The following is a 25,450-nucleotide window of genomic DNA, read 5'->3' on the forward strand; positions in this document are numbered from 1 at the left end:
AAACCGTAAACAATAAGCCATCCTCTACCGATTCATCAAGTCTTCAATCTCGTCGGCTTCGAGTGGGATGTTGGCCATCAGGTCTATGTTCCCGTCTTCTGTAATCAGTACGTTATTTTCCAGCCGGATCCCCAGCCCTTCTTCGCGGATGTAAATGCCCGGCTCAACCGTAAACACCATTCCTGGCTCAAATCGCCGGTATTTGTTGCCTACGTCGTGGACGTCGAGTCCCAGGAAATGCGACGTGCCGTGCATGAAGTATTTTTTATACAACGGTGCATCGGGATTTTGTTGCTGCACGGCATCCTGATCCAGCAGGCCCAATCCAATTAATTCCGACTCCATCACCTTACCCACTTCGCGGTGGTAGTCGTCCCAGAGATTTCCGGGTCTTAGCATCTGTTTGGCTTCTTTCATCACCCGGAGTACGGCATCATACACCGCCCGCTGCCGTGCCGTAAAGCGACCGTTGACCGGTACCGATCGGGTCATATCGGCGTTATAATTGGCGTATTCCGCACCAATGTCGAGCAGGATTACGTCGCCGTCTTTGCACTGCTTGTTGTTGTCGATGTAGTGCAGCACGCAGGCACTTGGCCCGGACGCAATGATCGACGAATAGGCAGGCCCCCGCGACCGATTCCGCAGGAACTCGTGGTACACCTCAGCTTCGATTTCGTATTCCCAGACGCCCGGTTTGATGAATGTCAGCAGCCGCCGGAACATCCGTTCGGTGATGTTGATGGCCGTCTGGATCAACTGCACTTCCTGTGGCAGTTTCGTGGCCCGGAGGTAGTGCATCAAAGGAGCAAGCCGCTCCAGCCGGTGCAAGGGGTATTGCTGTTTGAACTCCTCAATAAAGCGGGCGTCGCGGGTTTGCACCTGCACGCCGGCCCGGGTGTGCTCGTTCGTGTTCAGATAGACCTGCTCGGCCTCGAAAATCATCTGCTGAAACACAAAATCAAACTCCTGTATCCAGTAAATCTGCTTCTCGGGCAGCCCTGACACCTGGCTGGCTTCTTCTTTGGTTAATTTGTGACCTTCCCAGATCTCGATCAGTTCACTGGTTTCGCGCAGGAACAAAGCAGCCCGAAATTTCTCGTCCGGGTGATCGGGAAAAAGCACCAGGCGCGTTTCTTCCTGATCGACGCCCGTCAGGTAAAACAGATCATTGTTTTGCCGAAAACTCATGGTGCCGTCGGCGTTGGTGGGCATAATGTCGTTGGCGTTCAGAACCACCAGCGACTTGGGTTTTAGCAACGCATTCAATCGTTGGCGGTTCTGAACGAAAAGTTGAGCATCTATCGGTTCGTAGCGCATACCTGATGTTATCAATGAGAGTCGCAAAGAAAACCATTTTTGCGGATCAGCTTTTCCCTACGTTACGTTTTAGCCAATTTCTCTTGGCTACGATAAATTCAAGCTCCTGTTCCCGGCAAAAGTCGGTTCGCTGTTTCTGCAAGTTCGGGAGCTTGCCGTTACGCCTGTTAAGCGCTTTTTGACGAAGATCGGAAATCTCAGATTTAGAAAGCCGACTCCGGTCACGTCAAAACAACTTCCTGCGACCGTTACATGTAATTTTTGGAACATTGTCTTTACTTTTAGTTTGGCAATTGCAGATTCTTTGTAAATTCCTGAATGAAAAATTTTCTGATCCTCACGTTTTGCCTGTTCACTACGTTCGTGCAGGCGCAGGTAAATACGGTATCCACGGGTGCCGGTTCGTCCAAGTACTGGATTCTTTTTACCGACAAGGATCAATCAACAGCGCCTGCCATCTCCCCCACGACTCTCGAACGTCGGCGGCTCCAGAACCTGCCCGTCGATGAGTCGGATCAGCCGGTAACGGGTCAATACATCAGCCAACTGCAACAGGCAGGCATCCGGCCCGAGTGCCGTTCCCGCTGGCTTAACGGCGTTTCGGCCCGCCTGACACCCCAGCAGTACGCTCAGGTATCAGCCCTGCCCTTTGTATGGACCATCCAGCCCATCGATCCGAACATCATTATCACCAGCACCGCATCGGCCCTGAAAACGTTCGATCAGATTAATCCGCAGATGGCCCCCGTAATGGCCCAGATTCAGGCACCTGAGTTTGCGCAGGCCGGTCTGACGGGCCGCTTCGTGAACATTGGGGTAATCGACGCGGGCTTCTTCGGAGCCGATTCGGTTGGGGCGCTTCGGCATATCTTCAAACGAGAAGGTGTCAAACAGGTACGGGATTACGTCAACGCCAAAAAAACGCAGAATAATCTGTTCCGAACACTCGAAACCATGTCCGACTTCCACGGCACGGAGGTATTGGCCGCCATCGCCGGCAACGATCCGGCCGAGAACGTCCAGTATGGTCTGGCTACCGACGCTACGTTCTACCTCGCCCGCACGGACCAGGGAAACCGCGAGTTTCGGGGTGAGGAAGACAACTGGGTCGCGGCTATGGAGTGGATGGACAGTCTCGGTGTACGGCTCATCAACACCTCGCTCGGCTACGCTAAAGGCATGAGCAACCCGAAAGAAAACTACGAACCCAAGCAGATGGATGGCCATACCAGCCTCATCAGCCGGGCTGCCCAGATAGCTGCCGACAAAAAAGGCATCCTGATCATCGTGTCGGCGGGTAATGAAGGCGACGACCGGAGCTGGCGTATCATCAGTACCCCGGCCGATGCCAAGGGTGTATTGGCCATCGGCGCTACCAACGCCAAACTGTGGAATCGCATTGGCTACAGCAGCATCGGCCCCGAAGAGTTGCCTTATCTGAAGCCGAACGTATCGTGTTTTTCACTCTACGGCACATCGCTATCGGCCCCGGTCATTACGGGTTTTGCGGCCTGTATCATGCAGGCCAACCCCAAACTGACCAACAAGCAGGTGATGGACATTATCGAAAAGTCATCGCACCTGTATCCCTACGGCAACAACTACGTCGGCTACGGCGTACCCCTGGCGTCGCGGGCGCTGGCCTTGCTGAAGAACCAGCCGCTGCCCGAAACGACCCGGTCGGTAAAGGCCACCGGCAAATCAATCACACTGCCCGTATCGACCTCGGAATCCGTTGTGTCGGTCTTCCGGAAAAAGAACGCCATGCACGTACTAAGCCAGGATGCGCTGCACGTCGCGGACGGCAAACTGGTGATACGTCGGGCTAACGGCGAAAAGCAGACGACAGTGGACCTGAAAAAAGAAGTGATTGAAGTGATCTGGGAATAAGCGGTCTTAATAATACCGCTTCCCGATCAGGTAATTCTGCACGTAATCGGTGATGCCTTCTTCGAGCGACTGGAACGGCCGTTCGTAGCCGATGGACCGCAGCTTGGCCATATTGGCCTGGGTGAAATACTGGTATTTGTCGCGAATATCAGCCGGAGTATCCACGAAGGCGATGTGTGGCTCCTGCCCCAGCGCCCGGAACGTACTGTTGGCCAGGTCGAGGAAGGTACGGGCCTTGCCGCTGCCCAGGTTATAGATGCCGGAATTACGCCGGTGGTGCATCAGAAACGAACAGACCTCTACTACATCTTTGACGTACACGAAATCGCGCATCTGCTCACCGTCGTTGAAGTTCGGATTGTGCGACCGGAACAGCTTTACTTCCCCTGACTGACAAATCTGGTTATACGCGTGAAAAACCACGGATGCCATGCGACCTTTGTGGTATTCGTTGGGGCCGTACACATTGAAGAATTTTAGCCCAGCCCAGAAGAATGGCTTTCGGTCCTGCTCCAGCGCCCAGATGTCGAATTCATTTTTCGACTCGCCGTAGGGATTCAGTGGCTTTAGTTGCGGAATCTGCGATTCGTTGTCATCATAGCCGAGTTCGCCTAGCCCATACGTAGCGGCCGATGATGCATAGACCAGTGGTATTTGATAATCAATGCACTTGTACCAGATCTGCTTGGAATACTCAACATTCAGATGATCGAAGATGGCGTAATCCTGTTCGGTTGTATCGGTCCGGGCACCGATGTGGAAGATGAATTCGACTTCCTGATAGTTCTGGTCGAGCCACTGGAAAAACTGCTCCCGATGAACCCGTTCCTGAATGCGCTTACCAACGAGATTAGGCTCTTTTTCGGGAGTTGAAAAATCATCAACAGCGATGATGAAATTGAAATTTTCCTGATTAAGCTTACTTATTAAACAGCTCCCTATAAAACCAGCGGCTCCCGTGACAATGATCATAAATTGGTAGTCGTAAACGTGTTCAGTATAAAAAAGAGGTTTAGCTTCGGTTCTGAGAAGTGAAATTGAGCGTAAAGTTAGTGCTTTTGACCTAAAGAAATGAATAGCGTATTTTATGAATAAATTGCACTTTTCTTATATGCCATACTAATTCAACGGATTAAAACCACTGACTTTCAACCCGCATTTCTGTTCCAGTAAAAAGGTCCGTACTTTTGCACTCTTTATTCACCGGCGTTTCTGGCAACCGCCTTAAATAAACCAGATTATGGTCTATATTAATCGAATTGAACATTTCAACGCGGCTCACCGGCTCTATAATCCGGCCTGGTCCGACGAAAAAAATAAGGAGGTTTTTGGCCCCTGTGCTAATCATAATTGGCACGGCCACAATTTTGAACTGATCGTTACGGTCAAAGGCGAGCCGGACCCGGATACGGGATTCGTGATTGATCTGAAACTACTGGGCGACATCATTCGGCGCGAGGTTATTGAAAAAGTCGATCATAAAAACCTGAACCTGGATGTCGACTTTATGCAGGGGAAGATGGCCAGTTGCGAGATTTTTATCATGGAAATCTGGAAAATTCTGGAACGTGCGCTGGCTCCGGTCACGGAGGCTCACCTCCATCAGATCCGGCTTTACGAGACGCCCAAAAACTTCGTTGATTACTTCGGGGAATAAAAGGATGATAGAGGAAGTTAGGGTAATGGGTTACACGTAGCTCCTGCCCTTAACTCGACCTCCTTTTACACCTCGTACCTACCCTATGACCTATTACCTGATTGCCGGCGAACGTTCGGGAGATTTGCACGGCGCAAACCTGATTCGGGCCATTCAGCAGCACGACCCGCAGGCCAGCTTCCGGGCATACGGCGGAGAACAAATGCAGGCAGCCGGGGCTACGCTCGTCCGGCATTACCGCGAGATGGCCTTCATGGGTTTCTGGGAGGTCGCTAAAAACCTGGGCACCATCCGGCGCATCCTGCGCGAATGTCAGGCCGATCTGCTGGCTAACCGCCCCGACGCTCTCATTCTGATCGACTACGCCGGGTTTAACCTGCGGATGGCCCGCTTTGCCAAACAGCACGGCATCCGGGTGTTTTATTACATTTCACCCAAAGTCTGGGCCTGGAATCAGCGACGGGCGCTTAAAATAAAAGCAAGTGTTGATCGGCTGTTTACGATTCTGCCCTTCGAAACCGCCTTTTTCGCCCGGTTTGGCTACGACGTCGATTACGTTGGCAATCCCCTGCTCGATGCTCTGGCCGATTTTCAGCCCGATCCGTTGTTCCATGACCGCGCCGGTCTGACGGATAAACCTGTCATTGCGCTACTGCCCGGCAGTCGGCTACAGGAAGTTACGTCCATCCTGCCGGTTATGTTGACGGTAGTCGAGCGGTTTTCGAACTATCAGTTTGTTGTCGGTACGGTCAGCAATCTTCCCACGGCGGTTTACGATCAACTGCTGGCAAAGTACCCCACGGTGAAACGCGTAGCCGATGCGGCTTATGATCTGCTTCAGGTGTCAACGGCCGCGTTGGTGACGTCTGGTACCGCAACGCTCGAAACGGCCCTGCTGAACGTACCGCAGGTGGTTTGCTATAAAACCGGGTTCGTATCCTACGAAATCGCCCGGCGCCTGATAGCCGTCCCGTACATTTCGCTGGTGAATCTGATTGCCGACCGCGCCGTGGTGACAGAGCTGATCCAGCATGACCTGACCACTGATCGTACGGCCGCTGAACTACAGGCGGTGCTGCCCGACGGCTCCCGACGCACGGATGTACTGGCTGGGTATGCGGAGATTAAAGAAAAGATGGGTGGCCCGGGTGCTTCTGAGCGGGCTGGTAAACGGATGGTAGCCTTAACACAGTCAGACGGATTGTGAGCGACTGGTGGTTGGAATGGGAATGACTCCCGTTTTTTCCCACTCGGTCAACCACTGTTTCTTCTTGCCGTGCACCTGCGAGAAAAACTGGTAGACAGGCAACATATCCTCTTCATAATTGCCGGTCATGTGTATAGGTTCACTCAGGATAACCAGCTTGCGGGGCCAGTCGAAACCAGTCAGAACGAGCGGTACGTTGGCTTTGAGAGCGATGTAATAAAACCCCGTTTTCAGCTTACCAACGTCCGAACGGGTCCCTTCGGGCGCGATGCAGACGTGGAGCCGTTCGTTCTGACTGAACACGTTTACAACGGCATCGACCAGGTTGTGCGATTTGTCGCGGTAAACGGGTTTGCCCCCCAGCGCCCGGAAAAGCCAGCCCGCATACCAGGTGAACAGTGAGCTTTTAGCGAGGTATTGAATCCAGACGCGAGTAGCGGCCCGGGCACCCACACCGACCGGAAAATCCCAGTTTGTTGTGTGCGGAGCGACCACCCAGATACTTTTAGGCACAGTTGGCACAGGACCGGCCAGCCGCCAGCCGGCGGTTGTAAACAGCCATCGGGCCAGTGCACTTAACATACGCTGAACTGAAAGAGAAATTGTGAAAAGTTGACGTCCGACATTTGCGAACGGAAAGATTCGAACGTCGGACGTCAGCCTTACTTAATAGTTACGCTCCTTGCGCTCCAGCCAGCGACCGGTCAGGAACGATGCCGTCAGCAGAACAACGTAGAACAATAGTGTCAGAGGAGTTGATAAATCCATGTCTGTAATAAATTGAATCGTTGGCAAAAGTACGATGCAAAACGTCTGCTACCAACAGCAGCCGCCAGTTTGTCTTATAGAACACCTTTTGTACTGGGCAGGTTATCAAGCTCCCGGATGTCACGCCGAACGGCCATCCTGATCGACTTGGCAAACGCCTTGAAAATAGCCTCAATCTTATGGTGTTCATTATCGCCCTCTACCTTGATGTTCAGGTTACAGAGCGCCGTATCGGAGAAAGACTTGAAGAAATGGAAGAACATTTCGGTCGGCATGTCACCCACTTTTTCCCGGCGGAATTCGGCCTGCCAGACCAGCCACGGCCGACCCGAGAAATCAATCGCTACCTGTGCCAGCGCTTCGTCCATCGGCAGCAGGAAACCGTACCGACTGATACCGCGCTTATCACCCAACGCCCGGCGATACGCTTCGCCCAGCGCGAGGGCCGTATCTTCGATGGTGTGATGCTCGTCGATATGCAGGTCGCCGTTGACGCGAATGCTCAGGTCGGCGCCGGAATGTTTGGCTACCTGATCGAGCATATGGTCAAAAAAACCAAGGCCCGTGTGAATATCCGCCCGACCACTACCATCCAGATTCAGGTCGATGCGAATCTGTGTTTCCTTCGTGTTACGCTCCACCGTAGCCGTACGGGCGGGCAGGCGCAGGAATTCGTAAATCTGATCCCACTTTTCGGTAGTCAGCGCAATGGTCTGCTGCATTACGTCGGTCGGCCCGCCGATGTCGGCGATCTGCACGGCCGGTACGGCGTTGGGCGGCACAAACAGAATGGCTTTAGCCCCCAGGTTCACGGCCAGTTGCACATCGGTCATTCGGTCGCCGATAACGTAGCTGTTGGCCAGATCGTATTCATCCGAAAAGTACCGGGTCAGCATGCCGATGCCCGGTTTGCGGGTCGGCGCATTATCACGAGGAAAATGACGGTCGATATGTACGGCCTCGAAGTGAACATCTTCGCCCGCAAAGGTCGCCAGCATCCTGTTATGCGCAGGCCAGAACGTATCTTCCGGAAAGGAGGCCGTTCCAAGCCCATCCTGGTTTGTCACTATGACTAATTCATAATCAGTTTCCTGCGCAATTTTTCGCAGGGCTGAAATAGCATTGGGAATAAATTCGAGCTTGGCCAGCGAATCGACCTGCTGATCAGGCTGCGGTTCCACGATCAGGGTTCCATCGCGGTCTATAAACAAAACTTTTCGCATATCGGGCTTGTTATTCAACTGGTAAAGATACCATACTGCCCTATTACGTAAGAGAATTGTATTAATTTTACGGCGTTATTTGATAGTACCACTTTCTTAGTTCTATCGTCTGTTACGTAGCCTCCATACCATACTTATTAATATCTTTTGTAAAAGCATAGTAAAAACTTGATTTTACGCAAACCGATAGATCCATCGTACCTGGAAAGAATCAAAAATCAGTAACACCCCCGTTGGAGTACAAGAAAATAAATTAGCGTACATAAACCATAGTAACACATGCCCGGAACTCCCTCCAGATTAACCCGTATTGGGGTTTTCTATGATGGTAATTATTTCCTACACGTAAGTAACTATTACAATTATTCACATGAACGTCGCAGCCGGATCAGCATTTCCGGTCTGCACGAATTTATTCGTCGTCAGGTAGCCGAAGAAGAAAACGTAGACGTTCGGCTGTGTCAGATTGTCGATGCCCACTACTTCCGGGGTCGTCTGAACGCGCACGAGGCTAACCAGCGCGGCAATCAACTATTTTACGACCGGCTGTTTGATGATATCCTGATGTCGGAGGGCGTCGTGACGCATTACCTTCCGGTAAAAACCTACCAGGGATACCGCCAGGAAAAAGGGATTGACGTATGGCTCGCCCTCGAAGCGTTTGAACTGGCGCTCCATAAAAAGTTTGACGTAGTGGTGCTGATCACCTCCGACGGCGACTACGTACCACTCATTCGGAAACTGAATACACTGGGCTCCCGCGTGATGGTTCTGAGCTGGGACTTTGAGTTCCTGAACGACGAAGGTGAAAAGCAGGTCACCCGCACCTCGCAGGATCTGCTCGAAGACGTATCGTATCCGGTCGGTATGCACGAGTTGATCGACACCCGGCTGCGGAAAAACGACGCGGTCATCCAGAATCTGTTCGTTAAGCAGCAACCCCGCCCAACGTTCACGGCCGTGAACGGGAACGGTAGCTATTCGAACGGCAACGGCTTTGGCAGCGGCCCGGCGTACGGTAACTACCAGATCGACGACGAGCCCAACTACAACGTAGCCGACATAGATACCGACCCGGAAGGTCGGAAAGTGAGTACGATCCGCAGCCTGAAAACCGGCTATGGCTTTATCAACTACCCGCCTAATAACCTGTTTTTCCACTATACGAGCCTGCTCGATGTAGACTTCAACGAACTACAGATCGACGACGAGGTAGAGTTCACCCTTGGCAAAAACGCCGAAGGGAAGGACATTGCCGTTGAGGTTCGGTTGCTCCAACAATAAATGAATGCAGTCCGTTTTGCGGTCGACGACACCGAATCGTGGCGCTGGCAAGCCCTTCGCTGGGCTGCCAGTCAATACGCATACGTAGCGTGGTTCGCCAGCAACGGCCTTGAATACCCTGATAACCCGTTTCCCAACCGACTCTGCATCGGTGCGAAACGGGTTGTTTCGTTTTCGGACGGTGACGCGTTTTCAGCCCTATTCCGGACCCATCAGCAGAAGCCAACTTTCCTGGTCGGTTATTTCGGCTATGATCTTAAAAATCAACTTGAAGCGCTGAGCAGCCGCCATCCGGACCGGCTGGGCTTCCCGGATGTTTACTTTGCCGAGCCGGAGTGGGTCATTGATGTTAATCCTGCTGGTGTAGTGACGGTCTGGGGTGATGGCGATGTACAGGCACTACGTACGGCCATTGATCAGCACCAGTCCCAACCCGCTCCGCCGATCTTCACTACGGTACAAAGCCGGGTTTCGCGGGATGACTACCTAGGGAACGTTGAGCGTATCCGGCAGTATATCAGAGAGGGCGAGGTGTATGAATTAAACTACTGCGTTGAGTTTTTTGCCGAAAACGCTATCCTCGATCCGGTCGCTACGTACGAAGCCCTGACCAGGCGGTCACCCATGCCATTCTCAACATTTTTGAAGCTGGATGATCGCTACCTGATGGGTGCTTCGCCGGAGCGGTTTCTGAAAAAAGAGGGCCATCGACTCATCTCGCAGCCTATCAAGGGTACGATTCGACGGGGGCAGTCGCCGGAGGAAGACGAGCGGCTTCGCACCCAGTTACTGAACAGCGAAAAGGAGCGCGCCGAGAATCTCATGATTGTTGATTTAGTACGTAATGATCTGGCCCGTTCTTCCCAAACCGGCTCCGTTCGGGTTGAGGAACTGTTCGGCATTTATACGTTCCGGCAGGTTCATCAGATGATTTCGACGGTGTCGGCTACGTTGCGCGAGGGCGTTGCGTGGTCAGACGCCATTAAATACGCCTTTCCGATGGGCAGCATGACTGGTGCGCCCAAAATTCGGGCTATGGAGCTGATCGACGAACTGGAGGTCAGCCGCCGGGGATTGTTTTCAGGAGCCATCGGCTTTGTGACGCCCAACGGCGATTTTGATTTCAACGTCGTGATTCGGAGCCTGCAATACAATGCCCAAAGCCATTACGCTTCGTTTTCGGTGGGCAGCGCCATCACCTACGACGCCGACCCAGCGCAGGAATGGGACGAATGCCTGTTGAAAGCCCAGGCCATACGGTCGATCCTGGAGCCGGCCACTACGTCCGTAACAGCCGGCTGAGGGTAGGCTGCGTTACTCCTGTCCTTCTTTCTTACTGGCGCGATTGGCCTGTTTGATTGTCTGCTCAATCACATCCCACTGCTCATTGGAGACCTGCTCGAGGTGATTAAATTCGCCGGCCATTAATACCTCCCCCCCGTCGATCGTGATGCACTCGCCGGTAATGAAACCCGAAAAGTCGGACAGCAGAAAGGCCGCCAGATTGGCCAGTTCCTGATGCTCCCCGACCCGCTTAAGCGGAATGCGACTGACCGGGTCCATCATCTTGATGAGCGGCTCCGGAAACAACCGCTCCCAGGCTCCCTTGGTCGGGAACGGTCCCGGCGCGATGGCATTCAGCCGGATGCCGTATTTCCCCCACTCAGCAGCCAGCGATCTGGTCATGATCAACGCGCCCCCTTTGGCTACCGCCGATGGTACTACGTAGCCGGAACCCGTCGTGGCATAGGTTGTCGAGATATTGAGCACCGTCCCACGAATCTGGTTGTCGATCCAGTATTTACCCACGGCCAGGGTGAAATAGTACGTGCCGCGCAGGACGATGTCCACAATGGTATCGAACGCTTTGTACGACAGCCGTTCGGTCGGACTGATGAAGTTACCGGCCGAGTTGTTCAGCAAGCCATCGATCCGTCCGAACCGCTCGATAGTTCGGGCCAGTACGTTCTCGATCTCTTCCGGTTTCCGGACATCGCAGGCCACGGCCAGAATCTGCCCCGCGCCGGCTGTGTTGCTCACTTCCTGCGTCAGTTCTTCGGCCGTCTGATCCAGCACGGCCTGCCGGCGGCTACAAATGGTGACGTTGGCACCCAACTGCAAAAAATAGCGGGTCATTGACTTACCTAAGCCCGTGCCTCCGCCGGTTACGATGATGGTTTTTCCCTTGAGCGCGTCATCGCGCAGCATACCTGTCGTCATATGGTAAAGAGTGAAAGAGCGAAAGAGTGAATGAGCGAATGTTAGCGGAGCTTGTTTCGCTCATTCACTCTTTCGCTCTTTACATTTAGTATCCCCTTTCGATTTTCTTGTTGAATTCGGCTTTTCGTTTGTCCAAAGTGGCCTGCATGGCTTCGCTGAAGTCGTCGGATTGCAGTTGCGACGAATTCCAGAGAGCGACGTATTGCAGGCCGTCTTCGATGGATTTATTAAAACTGTAGTTCAGCACCTGCTTGGCACCCTGCACTGCCCCGGCCGGATTTTCGGCAATTTTCTGGGCAAGAGCCTGCGCTTCGGCAAACAGATCGTCGGGAGTTTGATACACGTGATTGACCAGGCCAATCCTTTCGGCGAAGGCCGCGTCGTAATCGGCACCCGTGAAGGCCATTTCGCGGGTGTAGCCCTGACCGATAATGTTCGGCAGAAACTGTAGCCCACCTATATCGGGCGTAATGGCCAGCTTAGCTTCCCGCAGACTGAACTTAGCATCCCGCGAACACAGCCGGATATCGGCGGCCGCAATCATGTTAACGCCCCCGCCAATGCACCAGCCGTGGATGGCCGCAATGATGGGCTTTGGCGACTGGTACATCTTCTGAAAACCCGACTGCATCCGGCGAATCTCAGCCATCAGTTCGATTCGCTGATGCGCGACCATCGTGCCGCTCGTCATCGTGCCCAGTCGCGGCATCATCCGTTGCAGATCCAGACCGTAACTGAAATGATCGCCACCACCCCGAAAAACAACGCACCGCACGTCGTGCATACCGTTGATCTCGTCCATTGCCTGGGGCAGCTCGTCCCAAAATTCCGGCCCCATGGCATTTCCTTTGCCCGGTCCTGTCAGCGAAACGGTCAGTATACCGTCGGTTTGTTCAAAAGCGAGTGATTGATACGTCTGGTTCATACTAGTATGCTTGCATACGGTTAGCGTAAAGGTAGTATTATTCTGATATTTTGTTGATTTGGCCCTTATCAACTTGTCAGGTCATGCGGCACAATTGGCCTATCTGCTTTAACCCATCCAGGTAGGTAACTGTTGGCGGATGCCCATACGCAATACGTAAACAGGTAGCATACTGGGGTTGCGTCGTGAATAGATGTCCTGGATAGAACGTAATTCCAGCGCTGACGGCCTGAGTCAGAAGCGCAGCGGCTGAATACCCATCGGGAAGTTCGACCCACAGCACAAATCCACCCGCTGGCCGACTGACCGTTGTACCATCAGGGAAGCTGGTCAGGACCGCATCCAGATACGTCAGCATGTGTTTCTGAAGGGCAGCCCGCAGTTTTCGCAGGTGCAGATCGAACCGACCGATCCGCAAAAAATCGGCGATGGCGGCCTGCGTAATACGGGCCGGACTGATGGTCTGCATGAGTTGTGCCCGGATCACGGCTTCCTGATAGCGCCCCGGAAATACCCAACCGACCCGATAACCGGGGGCCAGTGTTTTCGACACCGATGAACAGAGTAGCACCCGCCCGGCCGTATCGAAACTGTGGCAGGTGCGCGGTCGGACGCTGCCAAAATACGTTTCGCCGTAGATATCGTCTTCAATCAGCGGCAGATCGTATCGGGCGAGCAGGTTCACCAGCGCGGCTTTACGCTCGTCGGCCATACAGTACCCGCTGGGATTACTAAACGTAGGGGTCAGCACCACGGCCCGAATCGATTCGTTGCGGATGGCCTGTTCGAGCGCTTCCAGATCAGGACCCGTTTGTGGGTGAGTCGGCAGTTCATACGCCCGAACACCCATGCCTTCCATTGCCTGCAAAATGCCGTAGTACGCTGGGGATTCGACCGCCACTACGTCGCCGGGCTGGGTCGTAGCTCGCAACGCCAGCGTAATGGCTTCCAGACAACCGTTGGTGACCACCACCTCGTCGGCCGATACGCGGCTTCCACCGTTGAACGACAGCCGGGCGATTTGCCGACGTAGTTCAGGCGAACCGGCCGTAGCCTCGTAGCCCAGACCGCTGTCCGGCAGTTGACGTACCGCCGTTAACAACGACTTGTTGAGCTTCGCCTGCGGGAGCAAGTCAAGACTTGGTACAGCCACGGCCAGATCAACAATGTCGGGTTGTGTCCAGCCCTTAGCCAGACTACGCATCGCTTCGCTGATGGTGATTGGCGTTGCCATCGGACGCGGCTGGCTGGTACGGGGTACTAGACCGGGCTGATTCCCCGCCGACCGTACGTAGTAGCCTGACTGTGGGCGAGAGACAATCAATCCGCGGGCTTCCAGATCGTAGTACGCCCGGAAGGCGGTCGTGACGCTAACGCCCTGCTCACGACTCAATTGCCGAACCGAAGGCAACCGCTCACCCATCCGCAAAACACCCTGCTCAATCTGGTACCGAAGCTGGTCAGCCAGTTGGCGATATCGAAAGCCGTCTGTCATACATACAACTGATATTGTTCTTTTTGCAAAAACTGGATCTGTTTCATATTACAAACTTGGCAGAACTTTGCCCGACAAACAACTAATGAACAAACCACTATCCGTATGAACCTTATGCATCAGGAAGGCCAGCAATTTAAAGTACTGCTGGAGCTGGCCCAATCGCAGGCGCTTTCATATCTGCAAGGCTTACCCCACATGCCAATCAGCCGACCTGCCCCCGTTCAACCCTCGGTTGATTTACCCGAGCGTGGCATGGGTACGTCAGCCGCTTTATCGCAGTTTCAGACCTATTTCTCGCAGGCGCTTGTCGCTTCGTCTGGTCCGCGCTACTGGGGGTTCGTGACGGGTGGCACTACGCCCGCGGCCATCGTTGGCGACTGGCTGACGGCCGTTTACGACCAGAATCCGCAGAGTGTTACCGGGCCGGGCGATGTATCGGCGGCTATTGAACTACACACCCTTCAGCTCTACCGTCAGTTGTTTGGCTTGCCTGACGGCTTTATGGGTGGTTTTGTAACGGGCGCAACGCTATCCAACTTTACCGCGCTGGCCGTAGCGCGGCAGTGGGCCGGTCAGCAGCTTGGCCACGACATTGCCCGCGACGGTGTTACGTCCGGTATTCGGATTCTGGCTGCGACGCCCCACTCGTCGGTCGTTAAGTCGCTGGCGATGCTGGGCCTCGGCAGCCGACACATGACGTACATCCGGAAACCGGCCGACCGTGAAGCGATGGACGTAGCGCATCTGGAAGCGTTACTGGCTCAGCAACCCGACGTACCGACCATCCTGATTTCGAGCGGGGGCACGGTCAATACGGTAGATTACGACGACATGCAGGCCATTGCCGAACTCCAGAAACGGTATTCCTTCTGGTGGCACGTCGACGCGGCATTCGGAGGGTTCGCGGCCTTGTCGCCCCGTTTTCAGGACCGGCTGGCAGGTTGGGAACTGGCCGACAGCATCACCATCGACAACCATAAATGGCTGAACGTACCTTACGACAATGCCGTGTACCTCATTAAATCCCATCACGCGACTTTGCAGGTTCAAACGTTTCAGAACTCCAACGCCCCGTATCTGGGCGACCCGCTGGCCGACTTTAGTTACCTGAACTACGGCCCCGAAAACAGCCGCCGACTGCGGGCGCTCCCCGTCTGGCTTACATTGCTGGCATACGGTCGGGAAGGGTACCGCCAGCTTGTGGAACAGAACGTGGAGCAGGCCTGTGCGTTCGGAGGACTGATTGACCAATCTGATTTCCTGCAACTCGAAGCGCCGGTACGGCTAAATGTGGTTTGTTTTTCGCTGAAGCAGTACCGGACTGATAAAGAGAAACTCACTCAATTCCAGAAAAAGCTGGAAGCGCTGGGTCAAGTCTTCATGACACCCACCGTCTACAACGGCGCTTACTGCCTGCGGGCAGCCTTCGTCAACTGGCGAACATCACCCGACGATCTGCGACTGGCGATGGAGAGTATGCAGGAAGCCTGGAAAGCCGTGCGCGAAGCATAATGAATTCATAAAGCACGGGTGGTTACGAAACCGTATTTTTACAACGCATCACTGTTCACCTTCCTGACCACCCTATGGCTTTTATTGGCTATCCCGAAGCAAAGCTACTGAAACAACCCGTCAGCGACGAACGGGTTAAACCGCAGGACATTGTAAAACGCGTTCTGTGGGGCGACTACGCCGAAATCATTGACACGACCACATCAGCTACCCACACGAAAGTTCACTGCCGCAACGCTGATGGCTGGGTTGCCAACAAACTCCTGCAGGCGGAGCGGCTGCTTGAAATCAACTTCATCGATGTTGGGCAGGGCGACGGCTGTTTTCTGGTAACACCCGATGATAAGTTCATCCTGATCGACGCTGGTCGCGACGACAGCATGTACCGGTTCCTGAAGTGGCGCTTCAACCTCTCGCACAATAACTTCGTGATTCCGCTCGATTACGTCGTGATGACCCACTCCGACCTGGATCATTACGGCGGTTTCCGGCCAATCATTGATTCGGGCCGCTTCACCATCCGGCGTATGTACCACAACGGCCTCGTGGAGCGCACCGGTTTAACCTGATCGGGCCGGTTATTACCGTAGGCACGGAAGAATACATCACCGACCTCTGCGATACGTTCGATAAGGTAAAACAGCTACTGGACGTCGACGCTAATCGGGGTAATAAGCTGTATCCGAACCTGCTGCACGACGCCTATCAATCCACTACGCTTGGGTTGACCGATATACGAATGCTGGAAAAAGGATCGGTTATTGACGGGTACGACGCGCAATCGGCGGTTCACATGGAGGTACTGGCTCCAATCACCCGGCAGGACGAAGCAACCGGCGGACGAAAAAGTCTGCCGTATCTGGACGAGCCGACACCCTTCAGTGCGCATCCGGGCTGGGACGAAACCAAAAATGGCCACTCAGTGGTCATTCGGCTGCAATACGGTAACGTCTCGATGTTGCTTGGGGGCGACCTCAACGACAAGGCCCAACGGTACCTGACGGTTCAGTACACCGGCCACGATCCGCTGTCGGAGTTGACCGATGCAGAACGCACGGAGATGATTCAGCGGGGCCGCGCCGTGTTTCAGAGTGATCTGGCCAAGTCATGCCATCACGGTTCGGACCGCTTCCTGGACGATTTTCTGGAGTTTCTGCACCCGCTGGCCACGGTGATTTCGAGTGGTGATAATGAAACGTATACGCACCCCCGCCCGGATACGTTGGGGGCCATCGGTAAATCGAGCCGGGGCCGCCGACCGCTTATTTTCAGCACTGAACTCGCCCGCTCGTCGGAAGACAAGAAAGTGATCAAGGATGAACTCCTGCGGGAAGTTGGCGCTTTGTTCGCCGAACTTGATACCACGACCGATCCTGTCCGCAAAAAAACGATTCAGGCACGCATTGTTGCCATCCGCGATTCGCTGGAGCGGAATGTAGCGGTATACGGAGCGATCAGTGTGCGCACCGATGGTCGGCGTGTACTCATCGCACAGAAAAAAGAGAAAAAAGGCAGCGGTCACGTCTTCTGGAAACTGGAAGCCGACGAAACCGGTGAACTGCAATACGTGATCAATCGTTGATAGGCTATTCCAACACGCACAAAGGTCCTTCAACACTCGAACCGTTCTACGTATGCACTTCGATACGCTTGCCTTACAGGCCACCCACCAGCACGACCCCACGACCGGGGCCGTTGTTCCCCCCATTCATCTCTCTACCACCTTCGAACGCAATGAGGCCAATGAACTACCGGGCAATTACCTGTACGCCCGGCCGAACAACCCCAACCGCGAAGCCCTCGAACGCTCGCTGGCTACGCTCGAAGGTGGTGCGACCGGTATAGCCTTTAGCTCCGGACAGGCCGCCATTATGACCCTGTTTCAGGCGCTGCGACCGGGCGATCACGTGGTGCTGGCCCACGATGGTTTCTACGGCACTACGTCGTTGCTGGAAGATGTATTTCATCCCTGGGGCCTGACCTACACCCGCGTCGATATGACAAACATCGATGCTGTCCGGTCCTCTATCCACGAAAATACGCGCATTGTCTGGGTTGAAACGCCCTCTAACCCGACGCTGGCAATCGTTGACCTGCTGACCATTGCGCGGATTGCCCACGACGGCGGAGCACTCTGCGTCTGCGACAATACGTGGGCCACTCCCGCTCTGCAACGACCTCTCGACCTGAACTGCGACATCGTGATGCATTCAACCACAAAGTACCTGAGCGGTCACAGTGACGTGATTGGTGGAGCGCTGATCTTCAAACGCAACGACACATTTACCCAACGAATCCGGCAGTTGCAGTCTGTTTCGGGGGCGGTACCCTCGCCGTTCGACTGCTGGCTGGTTATGCGGGGAATTAAAACCCTCGGCGTACGGGTTCGGGCGCAGACCATCACGGCTCAGGCAGTAGCTGAGTTTCTGGATGGCCATCCCATGATTGAGCGGGTCAATTACCCCGGCCTGGCGAATCATCCGGACCGGCAGTTGATCAAACAGCAGATGAACGGTCCGGGTGCCATGCTGTCCATTCAGGTAACAGGCGGGGCTGAAGAAGCGCTTACCGTGCTTGGGCGGCTGCGGCTGTTTCGGCGGGCCACGAGCCTGGGTGGCGTCGAAAGTCTGATTGAACACCGGGCGTCGGTGGAAGGGCCTCTTTCAACCACTCCGCCTAACTTATTACGCATTTCTATTGGATTAGAGCACGCCGAAGACTTGATCGGTGATCTCGCCCAGGCACTCACCCCTGGTCGGTAAAGGCTTTTCCCTCACACCTACCCCTCTCCCAAAGCGGGAGAGGGACGTAGCTCCGTTTTATCCTCCCCAGAGTGTCCATGAGCGTACAGACCCTGTCCGTTATTGGACATCATTTTCCTCTAGCCACCGAGCTAACCTATTAACTTTCAACTATTTATCTATTTGGCTAAAGATTTGTACGATAAAATATAAACTAATCCAGCACCCCATGCGTCGCACGTACTTAGGCGAGTTTGAAGAGATCGTTCTGCTGATGGTGGCCATCCTGGATGGACAGGCGTACGGCGTTACGGTGTCGCAGGAAATTGAGCAGCACACGGGTCGTCTGGTTACGTTCGGCACCGTACATAATACCCTCATTCGGTTGGAGGAAAAAGGGTTTGTTAAATCCGAACTGGGTGGTGCTACGGCCGAGCGGGGTGGTCGCCGAAAACGTCTGTTTCGCGTGACGGCCCTGGGCAGCAGGGCGTTGCAGGACATTCAGCAGCTACGCAATGAACTTTGGCAACTGGTTCCGCCCAATACCTTAAAGCTGAGCGGCCTATGAACCCGGCGAACCAACCACCCCGAAACCGCACCAGCGGACCACCGCGCTGGGCCAAACGCCTGCTGCGGTGGCTGCACCCGGCCAACACACTGGAGGAAGTCGAAGGCGACCTCGATGAACTCTACGCCTACTGGTATGAGCGGGCCGGTGAGCCACAGGCCAGTCTGCGCTACCTGCTCAACGTACTGTCGGTGATGCCCCCGTTTGTGCGCCGACGTCAGCAAGTAAATCCATATCCTCAACCCTCATCCTTCCATCCCGATATGATCCGTTCGTACGTTAAAATTGCCCTGCGGAACCTCTGGCGCAGTAAAGGCTACGCGGCCGTAAATGTGGTTGGCCTCTCCGTCGCCTTCTGCATCTGCCTGTTTTTGTTCCTTGTCGCTTACCGTCAGCTCACATTCGACTCATTCCATAAGGATGGCGATCGGATTTTCCAGACGTATCTTTTCGCTAATGACCCAGAGCGCGTCAGTCGGACGGGCGGGATGCCGTTGCCGCTGACACCGGCGCTGAAGGCCGAGTTTCCGGAGGTTGAGACCGCAGCCCGGGTGATGTCTGGGCGGCTGAGTCTGGTCGAATACCGGGGCAAGTTCTTCGACAAAATGGTTGTCCAGACAGACCCGGATTTTCTGACGTTGTTCTCCTTCCCGCTCATTAAAGGTAGCCCGGATGTGGCGCTGCGTGACCTAAGCAGTATTGTGGTCAGCGAAACAATGGCAAAGACCGTATTTGGCAACGAAGATCCAGTTGGCAAATACCTGCTGATTGGCACCGAAAGCAACAAAAAGCAGTACATCGTCTCCGGTATTATTGCCGATTCGCCGGACAATTCATCGGTCCGGTACGATGCGCTGGTTCGGATCGAAACGACACCGAACTACCAGAACGACAAGGAGAACTGGCACGCAAACTCCCATCGGACTTTCATCAAAATAGTCCCCGAAGCCGATCAGGCAGCGGTTGAAGCCCGGCTGAAACCGTTTGCGCAGAAGTACTTTGCCGGTACGATACAAGACCTCCTCAAGAAAGGCGCAAAGCCTGATGACCGTGGTGACGTGTTTGCCATACGCTTGCAGAAGCTGGCCAACGTCCATTTCGACCGCGACGTATCCGACGGCAAAGGAGCCCCCATTGCGCTGATCTACGTACTGATTGGGATTGGCGTCTTCATCCTGTCGATTGCCTCCATCAACTTCATCAACATGAGCATTGCACGGTCGTTCACCCGGGCTAAGGAAGTTGGAGTTCGCAAATCGCTGGGCGCTTTGAAAAATCAGCTTTTTGTCCAGATCTGGAGCGAATCCACGTTTATCTGTTTTATTGGTTTCGTTGTCGGCATTATCCTGACGTGCTTGTTGCTGGGTACGTTCAACACGACGTTCCAGGCTAAATTCACCTTAAGCTATGCGTTTCAGCCGGGATTCATTGCCTGGATGGCGGGCGTTTTTCTTGTCGTTACGCTCGTTGCCGGTGGTTATCCGGCCTGGCAAATGGCCCGGTTCAATGCGGTGGAGGTGCTGAAAGGGAAGGTATCTCTGAAGAAACCCGGACTTGTACGCAACGCATTGATCGTTACGCAGTTTGCCATGTCGAGTCTGCTGGCCTGCTGCACCATCATTGCCATACAGCAGGTAGACCATATGCGCCGGCAGCCGGTCGGCTTTGACAAAGAACAGGTGATTAGCCTTCCGGTCGGCAATCAGGCGAATGGGCGGCAGGTACTTGGGCGTTTGCGCAACAAGCTGGCCAACGACCCAACCGTACTGGCGGTAACAGGTACGAGCATCAATCTGGGGAAAGGCAAAGACCGTGTTACGTCGCGAAGTACGTTCGGCTTTACGTATAAGGGCAAACAGATCGCGACGGACTGGCTGCTGGTGGATTACGATTACCTGAAAACGCTCAACATGAAGCTGCTGGCCGGCCGTGACTTTGACCCTGCATATGCCGCCGATTCGATCAATCGCGTAGTGGTGACGGAGAGCCTGGCCAAACTAATTAACGCCAGACAGCCGGTCGGCGCGTTTATTCGGGACGATTCGGACACAACGGGCACAAAGTCCGAAATTATCGGCGTCGTTCCGGATTTTAAGTTGTATTCCGTAGCCGACGAAGCCCGGCCCATTGCGATGCATCTCTCCAACCGGGAAGACATCCACTACATTTTCGTTCGGGTAGCCCCGCAAAGCCTGGCTCAATCGATGGACAAGATAAAACAGATTTGGCGGGAGGTAGCCCCACAAGCGGAGTTCCTGGGTTCGTTCCTCGACGAAAATGTGGACGGCTGGTACCAGAACGAAGAATCTATGTCGCAGATATTTAGTCTGGCGGCCAGTATCGCCATGCTGCTATCCTGCCTGGGGCTGTTTGCCATTGCTTTGCTGGTTATTGAGCAACGTACCAAGGAGATTGGCATTCGGAAGGTGATGGGGGCCAGCGTGGCCAGCATCATCATTGTACTGTCCCGCGACTTCGTTAAACTGGTGATGATTGCCCTGGCGATTGCTATTCCCCTGGCCTGGTTCGGGATGCAGAAATGGCTCGACAACTACGCCGAGCGCATCACCATCAGCATCTGGATATTTTTAGCCGTTGGGCTGGTTTCTATACTGGTAGCGCTGGCGACTGTGAGCTTTCACAGCGTTAAAGCCGCTCTGATGAACCCAGTGAAGTCGCTTCGATCGGAATAAGCTTCGTTCCGGCGTTAGTGCGTACTAACGCCGGAACTGGCTACGTTACGATTCCGGCTATCCGCCACTCACCAAAGGTAGCCCTGAATTCCTCAGCAACGGCCGACGCAGGTAGTCGTAGATGCCCGTAAGCCGCTCGCTGAGCGCCCATAGCTGCTTCCCCAGCCTTCGGTTCTGCGCTTTGTCGCTGGGCGGATATGGTTTGCAATTAGCGAAATAAAGACCCGTTACGTGCTTGACCTCCGGCGACGACGCCAGGTAGATGTGAGTCCTGGCGGCTGTTTCGGGTTTGGGCGCAAAGAGTTTGAAGAACCAGAACGTGAAATTCAGCAGCCCACTGGCGTCTTCGCTGTTGCCGAACGCCGTATCGACCAGCCACGGGTGCAGGGCGTTGACCGTAATACCGTCGTCCATGAGCTGGTCAGCCAGTTCAAAGGTCCAGAGCAGCTTGGCCAGTTTGGAATCATCGTAGGCCGGAATGGCACGATACGGTGCCTTGTCGCGCCGGACGATATGGCTCATGTCGAACTCAGCCAACCGGTGCAGTTCCGACGCTACGTTGAGGATACGGGCCTCGTCGCTTTTTCGCAGCAGGTCCAGCACCAGGTGCGTCAATAAAAAATGGCTCAGGTAATTGGTCTGAAACGTCAGTTCAACCCCCTCCGGTGAGTACTGCAACGTATCGACCACCCGACCGGCGTTGTTGATCAGAACATCCAGCCGATCGTAGCGGCTATGCATCTCCTCCGACGCGCGGTAGATGTCGTCCATTCTCCCTAAATCGCACTGAATCAGGTCAACATGACCCGTTCGGCTGGCCGCCAGAATCTCGGCCTGCTGCCGTCGGCTCCGGTCGGCATCACGACAAATCATGATGATGTCGAATCCCTGTTTGGCCAGTTCCAGAGCAGTTACTTTACCCAAACCGGAATTAGCGCCGGTGATGGCACAGATACGAGGCTGTTGCATGGCTACGGTCGTCTGTTTACGTCCGAAACTAAACATCTAACCACGTAGTTACTAAACCATATTGAATGGACCTAGAGGTATGAACATCGCCGTAATCGCTACGTCATCACGCAAAAACAGCAACTCCCTCCGCTTCGGAAACTACGTCCGCAAAGTATTGACTGAGTCGGGGCAGCATGAAGTCAGCGTCGTTGACTTTGAAGACTATGATATTCCGTATGTCGGGCAGGGTTCGGTAAAACCCGATGCACTGACGCCATTTCAGCAGAAGCTGATCCAGGCATGGCAAAACGCTGACATTGTTATCTTCGCCATGCCCGAGTATAACTGGACCGCCCCTCCCCAGGCTACCAACGCGATTCATCAGTTGGGAGGGCCGCATTTTAAGTATCTGTTTGAAGGTAAAGTGTTTGCCATGGTTGGGGTTTCCAACGGCCGGGGTGGCCGGCAACCGGCACTCGATATGACGACGGTGGTGAACAAAGTAATCAGCTTCACCAACAGCTACTCGATCGTATCGCCCAAGCTGTATGAATCGCACGAAACCGACAAGAACCTGGATGAGAGCGGTCACTTTGTGGGCCATGAAGTTTACGCCCGCACGTCGAAAGCGTTCTTCGATTACACGCTGAACGTTGCCCAACGCTGGCTGCAGCCGACATTGGTCGAAAAAGTTTAAAAGCGGAGGAAAGCCGGAGAGGAGGAAGGGAGAAAAGGAAAAATGCACAGTCGGCAATTCCTTTTCTCCCTTCCTCCTCTCCGGCTTTCCTCCCTAATGTATCAGTTCCTTCTGATACAGCCCAACGAGCGTATCAACGGCGTAATCGATTTCTTCAGCGGTGTTGTATTTGCCAAACGAAAACCGGACGTAGCCTCGGTCGGGGTCGAGGCCAGGCAGGGCCGCCAGTACGTGCGAGCCTACGTTGGACCCACTCGAACAGGCCGAACCGCCCGACGCCGAAATCTTCGCAATATCAAGATTGAACAGCAGCATATCGCTGATGTCGGATGGGGGCAGGCTCACGTTCAGGACTGTGTACAGGCTACCCTCGACGTTGGCCGAATCGCCATTGAATTGCACCGGTGCGCCGGACCGCTCCGGCATTTTCTCGCGCAACCGCTCGATCATTCGGCGTTTGAGCCCCGTAATGTGCCGCCGATGCTGCTCCATGTCTCGGTAGGCGATTTCAAGCGCTTTGGCCAAACCAACGATACCGTAAATATTCTCGGTGCCACCCCGCATGTTCCGCTCCTGCGCCCCACCGTGAATGAACGGCATAATCTTCGTCCGCCCGGCGTTGACGTACAGGAAACCAACACCTTTCGGGCCATGAAACTTATGGGCGGCTCCAACAATGAAATCCACCGGCAGTTCCTGAAGGTTATGGCGGAAATGCCCCATCGTCTGCACCGTATCCGAATGAAAAATGGCATCGTACTGTCTGCACAACTCCCCTACCCGATGCAAATCCAGCAGATTACCAATCTCATTATTGCCGTGCATCAACGACACCAACGACCGCGTCTGGGCCGTACTGAGCAGTTCTTCCAGATGCGCCAGATCAATGTGGCCTTTCTCGTCGACATTAACCAGACTCAGTTTGATGCGCCCATGTTTGGCCAGATGCTCCAGCGTATGCAGCACGGCATGGTGCTCCAGCGGTGAGGTGATGGCGTGGGTCAGGCCGTAGGTTTCGATGCTGCTACGGATAGCCGTATTGTCGGCCTCAGTTCCGCCGGAGGTAAAGAAGATCTCGGCCGGCGACGTATTCAGCAGCATCGCAACGGTTTTGCGGGCCTTCTCGATGGCGGTACGTACTGTCCGGCCGTGGCTGTGAATCGACGACGGATTACCAAAATGATCAGTCAGTAAGGGCAGCATTGCGTCCAGTACTTCCGGATCAAGCCGGGTCGTTGCTGCGTTATCTAAGTAAACGGGGGCGTGAGAAGTGGTCATTATCAAGGTACTATATTTGGCAATCGCATCGGCAAAAGTACAACTAGCGGCCTGATAAATCAACGCGAGGGGCCGGACGGAGGTTCAGTCGGCAAAACAAGTCTGTGCGGGACGACGTTTTGAACAGAAACGATCCATTCAGTTCATGATTGACATTGACCAGGCCACCCGGCTTATTTACCAGAAATTAGTGCTCTGGAGCCGGTCGGCCATTAGCTATGTTCCCGAAATCATTACGGCTATCCTGGCCGTAATTATCTTCAATTTCCTGGCCCGCTACGTCCGTCGCATCGTTATTCGCGGGTTTGCCCGGTTCAGCAACAACATATCCCTTATTCACCTGACGGGCTCACTGGCGCAGGTCGTCGTCATGGCCATCGGGATCTTTGTAGCACTTGGCATGCTGGGACTTGACAAAACCGTTACGTCGCTGCTGGCCGGTGCGGGGGTATTGGCCCTGGCCGTTGGTTTTGCCTTCCAGGACCTGACGGCCAATTTCATTTCGGGCACGATGATCGCCCTGGCCCGCCCGATTCAGGTAGGCGACATTGTTGAAACGAACGGCTTCACGGGCCGCGTAATGGACATTAAGCTGCGGTCTATCCTGCTCGACAACTTTCAGGGCCAGACCGTTGAGATACCCAGCAAGGATGTGTTCCAGAAATCGATTATCAATTACTCACGAATTGGGCAGCGACGTATTGAACTGAACTTTGCCATCTCTTACATCGACGATTTAAATAAAGCCCAGCAACTAGCCAGGCAGGTGGTTCAGGCGCTGCCGTTTGTGCGCCAGGACAAAAAGGTCGAAGTGCATTACAAAGCCTTTACCAATGACAACATTCAGGGATTTATCTGGTTCTGGATCGATCAGCCACAAGTCAGTCCGGCGCTGGCGTTGAGTGAAGCGCTCAAGGTATTAAAGACCGTTTTCGACCAGAACGATATTCTGATGATGTTCCCGCCCCATACGTTCGATCTGAAGAAGCGCAAACGGGAAGAACTGAAGGTATAAGCT

At 54.2% G+C, this 25,450-nt stretch carries 22 protein-coding genes; 13 read left to right on the forward strand and 9 right to left on the reverse strand.

Annotation, left to right across the window (positions count from 1 at the left end; genetic code table 11):
* Positions 1–24: 24 nt before the first annotated feature.
* Positions 25–1,320 carry an aminopeptidase P family protein gene (locus tag BN8_RS19965; protein ID WP_009283745.1) on the reverse strand — a complete coding sequence of 432 codons (1,296 nt, stop codon included), beginning with the start codon at positions 1,318–1,320 and terminating at the stop codon, positions 25–27.
* 318 nt (positions 1,321–1,638) lie between these two features.
* On the opposite strand from BN8_RS19965, the gene BN8_RS19970 reads away from it, so the two are divergent.
* Positions 1,639–3,210, forward strand: a complete 1,572-nt coding sequence (locus BN8_RS19970; protein WP_009283747.1) for a S8 family serine peptidase — start codon at positions 1,639–1,641, stop codon at positions 3,208–3,210.
* A 6-nt stretch (positions 3,211–3,216) separates the two neighbouring features.
* Here BN8_RS19970 and rfaD read toward each other — a convergent pair whose 3' ends face one another.
* Positions 3,217–4,182, reverse strand: coding sequence for an ADP-glyceromanno-heptose 6-epimerase (gene rfaD, locus BN8_RS19975; RefSeq protein WP_009283748.1), 966 nt, complete (start codon positions 4,180–4,182; stop codon positions 3,217–3,219).
* 268 nt (positions 4,183–4,450) lie between these two features.
* Between rfaD and BN8_RS19980 the strand changes: the two genes are divergently transcribed.
* Positions 4,451–4,867: a 6-carboxytetrahydropterin synthase QueD gene (locus tag BN8_RS19980; RefSeq protein WP_009283749.1), complete on the forward strand. Its 417-nt coding sequence runs from the start codon at positions 4,451–4,453 to the stop codon at positions 4,865–4,867.
* A gap of 85 nt (positions 4,868–4,952) precedes the next feature.
* Complete coding sequence (lpxB, locus tag BN8_RS19985; protein ID WP_009283750.1) at positions 4,953–6,074, forward strand: lipid-A-disaccharide synthase; 1,122 nt, start codon at positions 4,953–4,955, stop codon at positions 6,072–6,074.
* Here lpxB and BN8_RS19990 read toward each other — a convergent pair.
* Both BN8_RS19990 and hisB read right to left on the reverse strand, forming a co-directional pair.
* Positions 6,060–6,656: a 1-acyl-sn-glycerol-3-phosphate acyltransferase gene (locus BN8_RS19990; RefSeq protein WP_009283751.1), complete on the reverse strand. Its 597-nt coding sequence runs from the start codon at positions 6,654–6,656 to the stop codon at positions 6,060–6,062. The genes lpxB and BN8_RS19990 overlap by 15 nt on opposite strands.
* Positions 6,657–6,916: 260 nt before the next feature.
* A complete protein-coding gene (gene hisB, locus BN8_RS19995) occupies positions 6,917–8,065 on the reverse strand; it encodes a bifunctional histidinol-phosphatase/imidazoleglycerol-phosphate dehydratase HisB (RefSeq protein WP_009283753.1) in 1,149 nt (382 codons plus the stop codon).
* Positions 8,066–8,344: 279 nt separating this feature from the next.
* Here hisB and BN8_RS20000 point away from each other — a divergent pair, with 279 nt between their 5' ends.
* Both BN8_RS20000 and pabB read left to right on the forward strand, forming a co-directional pair.
* Positions 8,345–9,349, forward strand: coding sequence for an NYN domain-containing protein (locus BN8_RS20000; protein WP_009283754.1), 1,005 nt, complete (start codon positions 8,345–8,347; stop codon positions 9,347–9,349).
* Positions 9,350–10,651, forward strand: coding sequence for an aminodeoxychorismate synthase component I (pabB, locus tag BN8_RS20005; protein ID WP_009283755.1), 1,302 nt, complete (start codon positions 9,350–9,352; stop codon positions 10,649–10,651).
* A gap of 12 nt (positions 10,652–10,663) precedes the next feature.
* On the opposite strand, the gene BN8_RS20010 is transcribed toward pabB, so the two are convergent.
* The 3 genes from BN8_RS20010 to BN8_RS20020 form a co-directional block, all read right to left on the reverse strand.
* Positions 10,664–11,569, reverse strand: coding sequence for an SDR family oxidoreductase (locus BN8_RS20010; protein WP_009283756.1), 906 nt, complete (start codon positions 11,567–11,569; stop codon positions 10,664–10,666).
* A gap of 85 nt (positions 11,570–11,654) precedes the next feature.
* Complete coding sequence (locus BN8_RS20015) at positions 11,655–12,494, reverse strand: crotonase/enoyl-CoA hydratase family protein (protein ID WP_009283757.1); 840 nt, start codon at positions 12,492–12,494, stop codon at positions 11,655–11,657.
* A 76-nt stretch (positions 12,495–12,570) separates the two neighbouring features.
* On the reverse strand, positions 12,571–13,989 hold the full coding sequence (locus tag BN8_RS20020; protein WP_009283758.1) for an aminotransferase-like domain-containing protein: 1,419 nt from the start codon (positions 13,987–13,989) through the stop codon (positions 12,571–12,573).
* A gap of 105 nt (positions 13,990–14,094) precedes the next feature.
* Here BN8_RS20020 and BN8_RS20025 point away from each other — a divergent pair, with 105 nt between their 5' ends.
* The 6 genes from BN8_RS20025 (at position 14,095) to BN8_RS20050 (ending at position 21,506) form a co-directional block, all read left to right on the forward strand.
* The gene (locus BN8_RS20025) at positions 14,095–15,504 is read left to right on the forward strand and encodes a pyridoxal phosphate-dependent decarboxylase family protein (RefSeq protein ID WP_009283759.1); all 1,410 of its coding nucleotides are present in this window, start codon (positions 14,095–14,097) and stop codon (positions 15,502–15,504) included.
* Positions 15,505–15,578: 74 nt separating this feature from the next.
* Entirely contained in the window at positions 15,579–16,073 is a 495-nt protein-coding gene (locus BN8_RS20030) for an MBL fold metallo-hydrolase (protein WP_009283761.1), read from the forward strand.
* Positions 16,074–16,243: 170 nt separating this feature from the next.
* Positions 16,244–17,086, forward strand: a complete 843-nt coding sequence (locus BN8_RS20035) for a ComEC/Rec2 family competence protein (RefSeq protein ID WP_009283762.1) — start codon at positions 16,244–16,246, stop codon at positions 17,084–17,086.
* A 52-nt stretch (positions 17,087–17,138) separates the two neighbouring features.
* Positions 17,139–18,266, forward strand: coding sequence for a trans-sulfuration enzyme family protein (locus BN8_RS20040; RefSeq protein WP_009283763.1), 1,128 nt, complete (start codon positions 17,139–17,141; stop codon positions 18,264–18,266).
* A gap of 208 nt (positions 18,267–18,474) precedes the next feature.
* Positions 18,475–18,813: a PadR family transcriptional regulator gene (locus BN8_RS20045; RefSeq protein ID WP_009283764.1), complete on the forward strand. Its 339-nt coding sequence runs from the start codon at positions 18,475–18,477 to the stop codon at positions 18,811–18,813.
* Complete coding sequence (locus BN8_RS20050; RefSeq protein WP_009283765.1) at positions 18,810–21,506, forward strand: ABC transporter permease; 2,697 nt, start codon at positions 18,810–18,812, stop codon at positions 21,504–21,506. Before BN8_RS20045 ends, BN8_RS20050 begins: the two co-directional genes overlap by 4 nt.
* A gap of 57 nt (positions 21,507–21,563) precedes the next feature.
* On the opposite strand, the gene BN8_RS20055 is transcribed toward BN8_RS20050, so the two are convergent.
* Positions 21,564–22,475, reverse strand: coding sequence for an SDR family NAD(P)-dependent oxidoreductase (locus BN8_RS20055; protein WP_063827479.1), 912 nt, complete (start codon positions 22,473–22,475; stop codon positions 21,564–21,566).
* A gap of 79 nt (positions 22,476–22,554) precedes the next feature.
* On the opposite strand from BN8_RS20055, the gene BN8_RS20060 reads away from it, so the two are divergent.
* Positions 22,555–23,154 (forward strand): NAD(P)H-dependent oxidoreductase, encoded by a 600-nt coding sequence (locus BN8_RS20060; RefSeq protein ID WP_009283767.1) that lies wholly within the window; start codon positions 22,555–22,557, stop codon positions 23,152–23,154.
* A 93-nt stretch (positions 23,155–23,247) separates the two neighbouring features.
* Here BN8_RS20060 and BN8_RS20065 read toward each other — a convergent pair whose 3' ends face one another.
* Positions 23,248–24,432: a cysteine desulfurase family protein gene (locus tag BN8_RS20065; protein WP_009283768.1), complete on the reverse strand. Its 1,185-nt coding sequence runs from the start codon at positions 24,430–24,432 to the stop codon at positions 23,248–23,250.
* Positions 24,433–24,577: 145 nt separating this feature from the next.
* Here BN8_RS20065 and BN8_RS20070 point away from each other — a divergent pair, with 145 nt between their 5' ends.
* A complete protein-coding gene (locus BN8_RS20070) occupies positions 24,578–25,447 on the forward strand; it encodes a mechanosensitive ion channel family protein (protein ID WP_009283769.1) in 870 nt (289 codons plus the stop codon).
* Positions 25,448–25,450 lie beyond the last annotated feature (3 nt).

Origin of the sequence: Fibrisoma limi BUZ 3 (assembly GCF_000296815.2) — a bacterium.
In the GTDB taxonomy this organism is placed as follows: Bacteria; Bacteroidota; Bacteroidia; order Cytophagales; family Spirosomataceae; genus Fibrisoma; species Fibrisoma limi.